Annotated in this window: 10 protein-coding genes; 9 read left to right on the top strand and 1 reads right to left on the bottom strand. The window is 62.7% G+C overall.

The features are described 5' to 3' along the window. Positions 1-335: 335 nt before the first annotated feature. On the bottom strand, positions 336-932 hold the full coding sequence (locus LVY72_RS11920) for a hypothetical protein (RefSeq protein ID WP_237821089.1): 597 nt from the start codon (positions 930-932) through the stop codon (positions 336-338). Positions 933-1,594: 662 nt separating this feature from the next. Between LVY72_RS11920 and LVY72_RS11915 the strand changes: the two genes are divergently transcribed. From LVY72_RS11915 to LVY72_RS11880, 9 genes are all read left to right on the top strand, one after another. Then, positions 1,595-2,587 carry an McrB family protein gene (locus LVY72_RS11915; protein WP_372463700.1) on the top strand — a complete coding sequence of 331 codons (993 nt, stop codon included), beginning with the start codon at positions 1,595-1,597 and terminating at the stop codon, positions 2,585-2,587. Continuing rightward, positions 2,571-3,017, top strand: coding sequence for a hypothetical protein (locus tag LVY72_RS24700; RefSeq protein ID WP_308190777.1), 447 nt, complete (start codon positions 2,571-2,573; stop codon positions 3,015-3,017). The genes LVY72_RS11915 and LVY72_RS24700 overlap by 17 nt, the downstream gene beginning before the upstream one ends. Then, positions 3,014-3,781 (top strand): McrC family protein, encoded by a 768-nt coding sequence (locus LVY72_RS24695; RefSeq protein ID WP_308190776.1) that lies wholly within the window; start codon positions 3,014-3,016, stop codon positions 3,779-3,781. The genes LVY72_RS24700 and LVY72_RS24695 overlap by 4 nt, the downstream gene beginning before the upstream one ends. A 542-nt stretch (positions 3,782-4,323) precedes the next feature. Next, positions 4,324-5,595 carry an MFS transporter gene (locus LVY72_RS11905; RefSeq protein WP_237821087.1) on the top strand — a complete coding sequence of 424 codons (1,272 nt, stop codon included), beginning with the start codon at positions 4,324-4,326 and terminating at the stop codon, positions 5,593-5,595. A gap of 421 nt (positions 5,596-6,016) precedes the next feature. Beyond that, positions 6,017-6,520, top strand: a complete 504-nt coding sequence (locus tag LVY72_RS11900; protein WP_237821085.1) for a flavin reductase family protein — start codon at positions 6,017-6,019, stop codon at positions 6,518-6,520. Between the two features lie 260 nt (positions 6,521-6,780). Beyond that, a complete protein-coding gene (locus tag LVY72_RS11895; RefSeq protein ID WP_308190778.1) occupies positions 6,781-8,301 on the top strand; it encodes an aldehyde dehydrogenase family protein in 1,521 nt (506 codons plus the stop codon). A 73-nt stretch (positions 8,302-8,374) separates the two neighbouring features. After that, complete coding sequence (locus LVY72_RS11890) at positions 8,375-9,739, top strand: LLM class flavin-dependent oxidoreductase (RefSeq protein WP_237821082.1); 1,365 nt, start codon at positions 8,375-8,377, stop codon at positions 9,737-9,739. 204 nt (positions 9,740-9,943) lie between these two features. Beyond that, the gene (locus LVY72_RS11885) at positions 9,944-11,098 is read left to right on the top strand and encodes an MFS transporter (RefSeq protein ID WP_237821080.1); all 1,155 of its coding nucleotides are present in this window, start codon (positions 9,944-9,946) and stop codon (positions 11,096-11,098) included. Then, positions 11,095-11,880, top strand: a complete 786-nt coding sequence (locus LVY72_RS11880) for an SDR family NAD(P)-dependent oxidoreductase (protein WP_237821078.1) — start codon at positions 11,095-11,097, stop codon at positions 11,878-11,880. Before LVY72_RS11885 ends, LVY72_RS11880 begins: the two co-directional genes overlap by 4 nt. The last annotated feature ends 56 nt before the right edge of the window (positions 11,881-11,936 follow it).

The raw sequence follows: 11,936 nt of genomic DNA, 5'->3' as shown, positions 1-11,936 counted from the left end.
GGTTGGAGCTCTTGCGGATGCTCACCCTATCTGCGAGGTCCTGACCGCGATACCCGACATCAATATCCCCAACGCTTGTGGCCGGTGGTTTCGCCCTTGCAGGCGGATTCCAGAACCGACATGAGGCGGCGCACGTTCCTGAGTGGGCAGCAGGTAGTTTGTTTCGACCAACGCGTCGTGTCGGTTCGTCGATGTCAAAACCGCAGATCAATGCTTTGACACGAACCTAACATAAACGCGTTCTCCTGTTCGGCGTTGAGACGACTTTGATAATGGACGCCTTAGGAGATGGTGAATTTTGATGTCTTACTGAGGCAGGGAGTTGAAAGCGTCTACTACTTGTTTTTTATCCCAGCATGGAATCCAAAAATACCCGCCACAAACGCGAGGAGAGTGAAAATAATACTCGCAAGTGATTCAAGGGGGGATTTTATTTCATTAACAGGCGTGTGGGCCATCTTGGCATCTATAAGTGGGGTAAATACAAACGCTAGCACCGTGATTACGAGTCCGGCATAGCCGAATAAGAAGCTGACCTTTTCATCTGGAAGATCGAGCAGCGGAGGATGTTGCCTGCGAATGTATCGGAGAAGGAGGAACGCGACGGTTATACAGGCCGCTGCACCGACCAACATCGATACCGTAGCTGATTTCGGATACCATGCCAGCCCAAAAAGCCACACGAATGCGAAGGCAAATGTGAAGGCGACGGTAATCGTTGCTCTCAGAAACTTAATTCGATTTCTTGATGGGGACAAGGTGATTGGAGCAGGGCTAGAAACGAGTGCTGGCTTTGTTGAGCGACTGTTGTGTGGCTGTCTGGACTGCCAAAAAAATGTCAACGCGAAGGCAATTAGTGCAATTCCGAGGTGGCTGCCCAAATACACTTTCTTGTTTACGCCCTCCTCTGCGGTCGCGACAACCTTGGTCATATTGTCCTTTCTGCTTAGGTCACATGCGAAACTCCTGTCACACACGAGAGTATCAGACAGCGCCGAGACAAATGTCAGTAGCTTTGGTTAGTAGGTGTTCTGGTTTGCCGTGAATGATTTGATAGGCGTGCACGACAGTTGCTATGGGAGCCAGCGTTTATACTAGCGCCTTGGTTTCAATCTTTCGTCAGGCTAGGGGTTCTGCGGGTTGAAAAACCAGCCTTATGAATTCCATGGACACGAGCCGGCCGTCAAAGTTACCACTGACGGTTGCAGTGCGGTTATCGCTTTCACATTGGGCAACGCAGGAGTGGGACGGATTGGGGTCCGTCCCACTCTGTATCTGAGGTCGGTCACGCTGCGGCGGCGTGCACTCCAAGAGGATCGATAGCCTGGCGTGCCAGACTGGCCAAGCGCGGGCCTGAGACTGTCACCGACCCCCGAATCTATTCCGCACATTCGATGACAACCGATGAAAGCGGACGGCAGCAGAAAATGGCTCTGACTAGGGACGATCAAAGATGATGGTACCCCGCAGAAACCTTTGGAAGAGCCAATTCTTACTCGAAAGGAAACCGGATCGACGCCGATCGGACGGTCCAGTAGTCATTAGTGAGTGGCTGCGGGAGACTCCCGAGCTGCTCCCGGAGGACGTCGATGAGGTGACGGTCGCGCCCCAGCCGCAGCCCGCCGTCGTACCCCAGCTTCGGGAGGCAACCGGCGAACTCGCCGCCGCACTGCACGTGCAGCGCGGGGACCTGCAGGAGATCGTGGAGCTGCTGCAGACCCGGAACCAGATTGTCTTCTACGGCCCGCCCGGAACCGGCAACACATACCTGGCCGGGAAGATCGCCCGTTACCTGGCGGGGGAGGAGCACGGCGACCACGTCAAGACCGTGCAGTTCCACCCTTCCTACGCCTACGAGGACTTCTTCGAGGGCTACCGGCCGGCGCAGGGCGAAGGCGGGCAGATCGGCTTCAGTCTGGAGCCGGGGCCGCTGCGGCGGATCGCGGCGGAGGGCAACCGGGACAAGCCGTTCTTCCTCATCATCGACGAGATGAACCGCGGCAACCTGGCCAAGGTGTTCGGTGAGCTGTACTTCCTGCTCGAATACCGGGACCAGAGCATCAACCTGCAGTACAGCCCGACCGAGACCTTCGTGCTGCCGCCGAACCTGTTCATCATCGGCACCATGAACACGGCGGACCGCTCCATCGCCATGGTGGACGCCGCGATCCGCCGCCGCTTCGCGTTTGTGGAGCTGCACCCGCAGGAGGGCATGGTCGAGGGCATGCTGGCCCGCTACCTGGAGGCGCAGGGGAAGGATCCGCTGCGGGCCCGGCTGCTGGATGCGCTGAACTCCGAGCTGGAGGCCGGCGACCGGGACTTGATGGTGGGCCCGTCCTACTTCATGAAGGCGCATGCCGGAACCGACGTGGGCCTGGAACGGATCTGGCGCTATGAGCTGCTGCCGTTGCTGGAGGAGCACTTCTTCGGCCGGTTGAGCCGGAAGCAGGTGCACGAGCGCTTCGGGCTGGCCGCGATCCGGAGGAAGGCCTCGCGGGGTGTCGGCGCGGCGGATCTGGTCATGGAGGAGTCCATGGAGTTCGACGGTGAGCCGCTCGAAGCTGCTTTCGGTGCCAGGACCGACTGAGGTGCTGCGGCACCTGGTGCTGGACGAGCTCCAGCAGGAGCCCGTCCTCGCAGATTTCGACGGCGAGGCGGCGGCGCTGCTGAACGCCAGCGGGCTGGTCTCGGTGCAGCCGGACGTGCGCGGAGGCTGGCGCGTGCTGCCGGCCGGGCGCGTCGGCGCGGTGCAGGTGGGTGACCTGCTGGTGGAGGTCCGGCCGAAGGCGAAGGTGGGGCTGGACCGGCTGCTGTTCCTGCTCGGCTACGCGCGGGATCCGGGATTCCGGCCCGAGGACGTGGCCGCGGCCGAGGATACCGACCTGTTCTCGGCGCTCGCCGAGTCCCTGACCCGGCAGGGGGAGCGGGCCCTGGCCCGCGGGGCCCTGTCCGGCTACGTCCATGGGAGGACGCGCTGCGGACCGTCCGCCGCCGGATCCGGGTCGGGGACCAGATGACCCGCCGGCCGGGCATGCTCCTGCCGCTGGAGGTCTCCTACGACGAGTTCACCATCGACATCCCGGAGAACCGGATCCTGCGCGCGGCGCTGCGCCGGATGCTCCAGCTGCCGCGGCTCTCGTCTACGGTGCGCGGGCGGCTGGCGCACTTGGATTCCAAGCTCGATGGCGTCACCCTGCTGCGCGCCGGGGCACCGCTGCCGGTGTGGAACGAGTCCCGGGCGAACGTTCATTACGTGCCGGCGCTGCGGCTGGCCGAGCTCATCCTGCGGAACATGTCCGCCGAGGCCGGTCTTGGGCCGCAACGGGTCGCGTCATTCGTGGTCAACATGGCGGCGGTGTTCGAGGACTTTGTCACCACCGCGCTGAAGGAGGCGCTGGCTGCTGTGCCGGGACGCACCGAGGCACAGTACGAATGCTTCCTGGACGAGCCGGACGGCACGCGCCTCCCGCGCGTGCGGATGTTCGCCGACGTCGTGCACCTGATCGACAGGAAGCCGGTGGCCGTCTTCGACGCCAAGTACAAGGCGTCCTCCTGGTCCGGCTACCCGAACGCGGACCAGTACCAGATGCTGGCCTACTGCACAGCGTTGGACGTGCCGCGGGCTTGGCTGGTGTACGCGGATGCCGGGCCGGTGCGGGTGCGGAAGGTGCGGAACTCCGAGGTCGAAATCGTGGAGTTCCCGCTGGATTTGTCGCGGAGGCCGGGGGAGTTGCTGGTCAGGATTTCCCAGCTCGCGCGTCAATCCCTGCCAACGGAGTGAAAGGGCCGCCTGCTGCGGAGCTGGAGATCCGGTTGGCGCGGTAATCGTCTGCCGGGTAGCGCCGGAAACCTGCCGGCAAGCTTCCCTTAGGGCTTTCGAGCTCGAGGCGGAAAGGGCTGCCCCCTGAGCGGTCAGGGATCCCAGGCGCCTTCTCTTCTTGACCACGATGACGTCGGTGAGCATGCTGCCGAACTTTGTCCGCCAGGCTACGGACCCATGTCCCGTCTGAGGCTTCGTTCAGGGCAGCGGTGAAGCTGCTCTGCTTCGCCGTGTTCATGGCCTCTTGGTTCGTCATGCCGGCACCCAGGCGAATCTACCCACGTCATGAAGGCAATTGCCACGTCACCAACCATCTCTCAACCGGTCCGCTCTAGTTTTATGGCACAGGTCACAAGGCATGAGAGTAAGGACCGTGCTGCGACCTTTTGGATCAGCCAACTTTAGGTGCCGACGACCCGTTCCCCGCCGGCACTCGGTTCGATTGATGTTCATCGCCCCCCATCAGGGTCTGGTTACCGATCCTGATTGAAAGGAGAAGCAGCATGTCCAGTGAAACAACGACCACTACACGTGGGATTGCCGTCGAGGAGAAACTCCGCGGCTACCACGTGTGGGTGATGCTTATTGCTGTGGTCGGGTACGCCTCTGTCGCGGCGGACTCTGCGCTGCTGCCCATGGCGCTTCCGCTGCTCACTGAAGACCTGTCCTTGGATCTATCCAAGCTTGGCTACATTTATGCGGCAGGCTTCCTGGCCTGCGGCATTGTCTCCATCGCCATTGGTGGGCGGGCCATCGACAAGTGGGGCCGGAAGCCGGTCCTGGCAGTGGCACTGACGACGACAGCCACATTTACCATGTTGTCGACCTTGGCGTGGGATGCGGGATCATTCACCGTCGCGCGTTCGATCGCCTCGGTCGGCTACATGACCTGGGGAACTGCCGCGGTTGTGATCGCTGAAACCGTTCCGGCGAAGCACCGCGGGTGGATGGTGGCCTGTGTTCCGGCGGGTTGGGGAGCGGGCTTTGCAATCTCGGCGATGTTCACTGGCCAAGTAGCGACAAGCATTGGTTGGCGGCCGACATTCCTGATGATCGGCGCCCTCCCGCTGGTCCTGGCGCTGCTCGTTGTGTTCACGATTAAGGAGACGCCGCGTTTCCTGGCAATTAAGCAAATGGACAAGGAAGAGATTGCCGCGCTTCGCGAGGCAAAGCCTTCGCTCAGCGCCCTCTTCCGTCCCGACCTGCGCCGCCGCACAATCGGTGTCGGACTTTTCTTCTTCTTCGCCGTGTGGGTCCTGGCCCTGACGTCGTACTACACCATGCCGTATCTGGACTCACGCGGCATTGAGTTCCTCGCCGCCAGCAATGCGGCGACCATCGGCAACTGGATCGGTGTCGGTGCGGCCGTCGCGGCCGGAGTGTTCAGCATTGTCCGGGGCTCGCACGGGGCGCTGCTCATCTTGTCCGTCCTCAACGGCCTATCCGCCGTGGTCCTGGTGATGGTGGGTGGGGACCTCATCATTCCGATGTTCATCGTGTGCCTGGTTGGATCGTTGGCTCTCTGGGGTGCCGTTCCCAACTTCGCGCAGGAAGCCTTCCCGACGTGGGTGCGGGGAACCGGTGGATCGTTCGCCGCCGGGATCGCCTGGTGTGCCTGGGGAGTTTGTGCACTGCTGGTCGAACCGTTCGTGACCACCTTCTCGTGGAATGCGCTCACCCTCATGATTGCCATTCCGTTCACGGTAATCTGCGTGCTTGGCCTCCTCATGACGCCGCGTCCTGCTCGCAAGAACGCAGTGCTGCACGATTTCTAAGCCGCTTCAGCTTGAGCTGGGGCCTGGCAAACAATGAAGACAGGTGCGAGGCCGTCCGGTGAACCTGTTGCCGGACGGCCTCGCTGTCCCTGCCGCGGCTTCGGGCGTCCCGGAGCCGTCCGCTCCAAGGCTCGTCCAAGGATGACGCTGCCTCAGTCCCGCTCAGGCGGAAAGTCATCTCAACTGCATTCCCAGAAAGTGGCACTGGGCTTTGTCATGAGTATGGAAGTCTCCTGACGGCCGCGCACTTGGGAAATTTTTTCCTTTCTCCGTGGAATCTTTCTGCGAAACGGCTTCCATATCGATTCACAGTCATGGTTTGACCGGTGCGGTCAGCTGCTCAACCGGACACCAACCCGCTCTTATTACTCTCGTGGGAACAGGAACAAAAATGGAAATCTCGGATGGAAATGGAGTTGACATGACCACGCAAGTAAACACGAGCCTGTATCCGTCAAAGGAGCAAATGCGGGAAGTCATGGGAACTTTCTGTACGGGTGTCACAGTGGTTTCCGGTTTTGACGGCAATGGAAATCCGGTTGGGTTTACCGCCCAATCTCTGACGTCGCTCTCACTCGACCCGCCGCTGATCTCCATCAGCCCGGCCCGTACGTCCACGACCTGGCCGCTGATCCGACGCGCCGGAGCGTTCTGCGTCAATGTGCTCTCCGAAGGGCAGCGGCACGTCAGCAGCGCGTTCGCCCGCAGCGGCGGCGACAAGTTCTCGGGCCTGGACTGGACGGTCCGGAACGGTCACCCGGCACCGCGAATTGAAGGCGCCTTGGCATGGATCAGCTGCGTGATCGAGGTGGAGCACGACGCCGGCGACCACACCTTGGTCATTGGCCGGGTCGTCGATCTGGAAGCATCCAGGAATGTACAGCCGCTGGTCTTCTTTGACAGCAGCTACCGGAGCCTCGCATAAGTATCGCAGCGCTCCCGAATGATGGACCGCAGTGTCAGCACTTCAAGGCTGGTTGGGGGGGTGGGAGTTTTCTCAACCGGTGCCCAACCGAAGTTGATTAGTGTGATTCGCAATACAGTCCGACCGGGTCGGAATGTGAATATCGGGAGAAAATTCCATTCCCGTGATTGCGTCAAGCGACCATGTGGGGTCCAGGAAACTCCTCGTCAATTTTCCGAGTCAGATGTCCGCGATTTCATTCCCGCTAAGGAAGGTTCTAGATCATGAAGTATGCAGCCCCGAATACGCCCGGTTCTGTTTGCACCACGAAGGACCGCTACGACAATTTCATCGGTGGACGCTGGGTCCCGCCCGCCGCCGGCCGCTATTTCGACAATCCCTCTCCGATCACAGGTGAGAACTATTGCCAGGTGGCCCGATCCGACAGCACCGACATCGAGGCGGCGATCGATGCGGCCACCGCCGCGGCGCCGGCCTGGGGCGCGGTCTCGGTCGCCGAGCGGTCGCGGATCCTCAACAAGATCGCCGACCGCATCGAGGCGAACCTTGAGCGGCTTGCCGTCCTGGAGACCTGGGACAACGGCAAGCCGGTCCGCGAATCCATCAACGCCGACCTTCCTCTCGTCATCGACCACTGGCGCTACTTCGCCTCGGTTATTCGGGCTGAAGAAGGGGTCAGTACCGAAATCGATGCCGACACGGTCGCGTACCACTTCCAGGAACCGATGGGTGTGGTCGGCCTCATCATTCCGTGGAACTTCCCGCTCCTGCTGGCCAGTTGGAAGCTGGCTCCCGCCCTTGCCGCCGGTAACACCATCGTCCTGAAGCCTGCCGAGCAGACCCCGGTCTCCATCATGGAGTTCGCCGAACTGATTGCGGACTTGCTGCCGGACGGCGTCCTGAACATTGTCAACGGGTTCGGCGAGGAAGCCGGAGCGCCACTGGCACAGAGTCCTCGGATTGCCAAGGTCTCGTTCACCGGCGAGACCACTACCGGCCGGCTCATCATGGAGTACGCGGCGAAGACGCTGAACCCGGTCACCCTGGAGCTGGGCGGCAAGAGCCCCAACATCTTCTTCCCCGACATCATGTCGACCGAAGATGGTCTGCTCGACAAGGCGCTCGAGGGCTTCACCCTGTTTGCCCTGAACCAAGGTGAGGCCTGCACCTGCCCGTCGCGCGCCCTGGTGCACGAGTCGATCTACGATGACTTCCTGGCCATGGCCATCCCGCGCGTGGAGTCGATCGTCCAGGGCGACCCGCTCGACGACGGCACGATGCTCGGAGCCCAGGGCAGCGCCGAACAGATGCGGAAGGTGCTGTCCTACTGCGACATCGCCCAGGGCGAGGGCGCGAAGATCCTGGTCGGCGGCGAAGCCGGCAAGGTTGAGGGGCGGGAGGGCGGCTACTACGTCAAGCCGACCGTCATCGCCGGCACCAACGACATGCGTGTCTTCCAGGAAGAAATCTTCGGCCCCGTGGTGACCGTCACGAAGTTCTCCACGATGGAACAGGCCATAGAGATCGCCAACGACACCCAGTATGGCCTGGGTGCCGCGGTCTGGACCCGGGACATCAACACCGCGTACCGCGTGGGCCGCGGGATCAAGGCCGGCCGGGTGTGGACCAACTGCTACCACCTCTACCCCGCGGGTGCCGCCTTCGGCGGCTACAAGAACTCGGGCCTGGGCCGCGAGAACCACAAGATGATGCTCCAGCACTACCAGCAGACCAAGAACCTGCTGGTGAGCTACTCGACCGAGAAGCTGGGCCTCTTCTAGGACGCTCCATTACGACCGCTACAACCGCGCTGGCTCCGCATCACGGCGGAGCCAGTGCTCCCAAGGAGAAACCATGTCTGACCAGCCCCGCCGGATGTTCCTCAGCGCTTTCACCATCTCCAGCCCTGGGCACCAATCGATGGGCATGTGGAAGCTGCCCGGCGACAAATCCCATGAGTACAAGTCCCTGAAGTACTGGACCGATCTTGCCAAGCGCCTGGACCGGGGCGGGTTCGACACCCTCTTCGTCGCTGACGTGCTGGGCATCTACGACGTGTACCAGGATTCGCCCGACCCGGCCCTCAAGAACGCAGCGCAGGTCCCGATTCTCGACCCGGTCCCGGCCATCGCTGCCATGGCTTCGGTCACGGAGAACCTCGGGTTCGGCGTGACCGTCGCCCTCACGTATGAGCAGCCGTATTCGTTCGCTCGCCGGATGAGCACGCTCGACCACCTGACCGACGGGCGGATTGCGTGGAACATCGTGACCTCGTATCTCGACAGCGCGGCACGGAACATGAACCTTGACGGGCAGATCCCGCATGATGAGCGCTACGACATTGCCGACGAGTTCATGGACGTCTGCTACCAGCTCTGGGAGCGTTCGTGGGACGACGACGCAGTTGTGCGCGACGCCGAGGCGGGTATGTACACCGATCCGTCGAAGGTGCGCGGCATCGAGCACAAGGGCAAGTACTTCACCGTGCCCGGCATGGCGTTGTGCGAACCTTCGCCGCAGCGCACGCCGGTGCTGTTCCAGGCAGGCGCCTCTTCCCGGGGCCAGGAATTCGCTGCCAAGCATGCGGAGATGATCTTCCTGATCTCCGGCGACACCACCACCTTGCGTCGCTCCGTGGACAAGATCCGTGCCCAGGCGGAAGAGGTCGGCCGCGGTCGCGAGGATGTCCGGGTGCTTGCGGGAGTCACCGTCGTCGTCGCCGAAACCGACGCAGAGGCGCAAGCTCTCTACAAGCAGTACAAAGAGGCCGGCAGCTGGGACGGCGGGCTCGTGCTCTTTGGCGGGTGGAGCGGCGTCGACCTCGGCGCCCTGCCCTCGTACGAGCCGCTCGACCACGCCGACTCGAATTCCATTCGCAGTGCCGCCGACATGTTCGGTGGGGCAGGAAAGTCGTGGACCGCCGAGCAACTAGGCAAGTACATCGCGGTCGGCGGCGCCACCCCCGTGATCGTGGGATCGCCCCAGACTGTAGCCGACGAGCTGGAACGCTGGATGGACGAGGGCGACATCGACGGGTTCCAGTTCGCCTCGGTCCATATGCCCTACACCTATGAGTCGATCACCGAGCTGGTCGTGCCTGAGCTGCGCCGGCGCGGACGGGTTCCCGAGGAGCGGACGGGCGGCACCCTGCGCGAAAAGCTCGGTTTCAAGAGCCCGCTGCTGCAGGGCCATCCTGCTGAAGTGGCCCGCACCTCCTAGCAGCAACCGACTAGTCCGCTTCACGGACCGGCGGATGACGCGCCTGATGGCTGCGCTCGCCGGTCCGTGACGGCCTTAGTTCTGAGGAGCAGCATGTCCCAGACCGGTCACAAGCCGTTACCCGCCACACGGACTCCATTGGCCCACCAGCCTTCCACTGGCACAGTGCCAGGAGCGTGGCGGGCGTTATGGACGGTCGCGCTGGTGACCCTGCTTGCGATGAGCCTGTGGTTCTCGGCATCATTCGTCGGCAGTCTGCTGGTGGAGGAACGCGGGCTCGGTCCCGGTGTGGAAGGCTGGCTGGCGGTGGGCGTTCAGATCGGTTTCGTTGCCGGGGCGCTCATCCTCGCAGTTTCCGGGCTTGCCGACGCGTGGCCGCCCCAACGAATCATCACTGTCGGGTCTGCGTTGGCCGCATTGTCGAACCTGGCGTTATTGCTTGCCGAGTCGGCTGTCGCCATCGTCATCCTGCGGCTGCTCACCGGTATGTGCCTGGCTGCCGTGTATCCGATGGCCGTCAAAGTCGTCGCCGGTTGGTTCGCGGCTCGCCGCGGCACCGCCCTCGGCCTGATCATTGGAGCACTGACGCTCGGCTCGGCGATGCCTCATCTGGCGGCGGGATTCGATGTGTCAGGATGGCGGCCGACGATCGTGGTCACCAGCATTCTCGCCCTCGGCGCCGCGGGACTCGCCTGGCGCATCCGCAGCGGTCCCCATGGAATTCCATCCACGCGGCTGAACATGCGTGGAGCGATGGCCAGCCAGCGCCGGCCGAGCGTCATCCTCTCCAATCTTGGCTACATCGGCCATATGTGGGAGCTGTACGCGATGTGGGCCTGGATCGCGCTGTTTCTCGGACACGATGGACGGCTCGCCGACCTGGTGCCGGAAAGCCCGGCGGTCCAGCTCAGCGCCTTCACCGTCATCGGCATTGGCGCCGTGGGCTGTTATGTCGGCGGCAGGATTAGTGACAGGTTCGGCGCAACGGTGGCAGCTGGTATCGCCATGCTCCTTTCCGGCGGCTGCGCGATCCTGCTTGCCCTCGGAGGAAGCTGGCCGGTGCCGGTCGTGCTGGGCATCTGCCTGCTCTGGGGATTCTGGGCGATCGCCGACTCGGCACAGTTCTCCGCACTCGTCTCACGGCATGCTCCGCAGGAGTACGTCGGTGCGGCGGTGTCCATCCAGCTGGCCGCCGGCTACCTGGTCAGTCTTGTCACGGTCTGGCTGACACCGGGCATTGCGGACAGTCACGGATGGCCAGCTGCCCTCGTGGTGCTGGCGGCTGGACCTGCAGTGGGCGTAGCCGCCATGGGTTCCCTACACATTTTGACCAAGGCAAAGGAAAGGCAAACAGCATGACTGTCACCCAGGAACCGTCGACCTACCCGGAGCTCTTTTCATTGACAGGCCGCAGAGCGGTCGTCACCGGAGCAGGAAAGGGCATCGGTCGTGAGATCGCCACTGCTTTGGCCGAGGCGGGCGCGCATGTCATCGTCGCGGAACTGGACAAGGCCCTTGGACAACAAGCGGCAGCGGAACTCGTGGCAGCCGGCGGCAGCGCGGAGGCGCACTCTCTCGACGTGACCGATGGACGTGCGGTCGAGGAATTCGCAGCCGCTGTTGGGGCAATCGACATCTTGGTGAACAACGCCGGGGTTGCCTACATCGAGCCGCCACTGGAGACCACCGACGAAGGTTGGGCCAAGACCATGGACGTTAACTGCAATGCGGCGTTCTGGTGCTCACGTGCCTTCGGCCGCCGGATGGCCGAGCAGGGCAGCGGCAGCATCGTCAATGTCGGTTCGATCTGCGGGCAAGTGGTCACCCGTCCCCAAAACTCGGTCGCATACATGACCAGCAAGGGAGCCATCCACATGATGACCAAGTCGATGGCGACCGACTTGGCACCCCGTAACGTACGCGTCAACGCGGTCGCGCCCGGATATGTGGAGACCGCGATGACCCAAGAGGTCCGGCGGAACGCCCCTGAAATGCTCGATGCCTGGGTCTCGGGCACCCCGATGGGCCGGCTGGCGAGGCCGGCCGAAGTCGCCGCCGCGGTTCTCTTCCTCGCCAGCGACGCGTCGTCGTACTGCACGGGCAGCGTCCTGAACGTCGACGGCGGCTACACCGCCTGGTAAAGACACCGCCAGCCCCCACTGCCGGCGGTCGCACAGTTGCCGGCACTAAGACTCCC

This window comes from Arthrobacter hankyongi (assembly GCF_022012395.1).
Taxonomy (GTDB): domain Bacteria; phylum Actinomycetota; class Actinomycetes; order Actinomycetales; family Micrococcaceae; genus Crystallibacter; species Crystallibacter hankyongi.
Note: the sequence above shows the minus strand (reverse complement) of the source record. Positions and strands in the feature narration are given on the sequence as shown.

Coding starts and splice junctions, on each gene's coding strand:
- LVY72_RS11880 (WP_237821078.1), top strand. CDS start 11,095: ATGACTGTCACCCAGGAACCGTCGACCTACCCGGAGCTCTTTTCATTG.
- LVY72_RS11905 (WP_237821087.1), top strand. CDS start 4,324: ATGTCCAGTGAAACAACGACCACTACACGTGGGATTGCCGTCGAGGAG.
- LVY72_RS24695 (WP_308190776.1), top strand. CDS start 3,014: ATGACCCGCCGGCCGGGCATGCTCCTGCCGCTGGAGGTCTCCTACGAC.
- LVY72_RS11920 (WP_237821089.1), bottom strand. CDS start 932: ATGACCAAGGTTGTCGCGACCGCAGAGGAGGGCGTAAACAAGAAAGTG.
- LVY72_RS11900 (WP_237821085.1), top strand. CDS start 6,017: ATGACCACGCAAGTAAACACGAGCCTGTATCCGTCAAAGGAGCAAATG.
- LVY72_RS11890 (WP_237821082.1), top strand. CDS start 8,375: ATGTCTGACCAGCCCCGCCGGATGTTCCTCAGCGCTTTCACCATCTCC.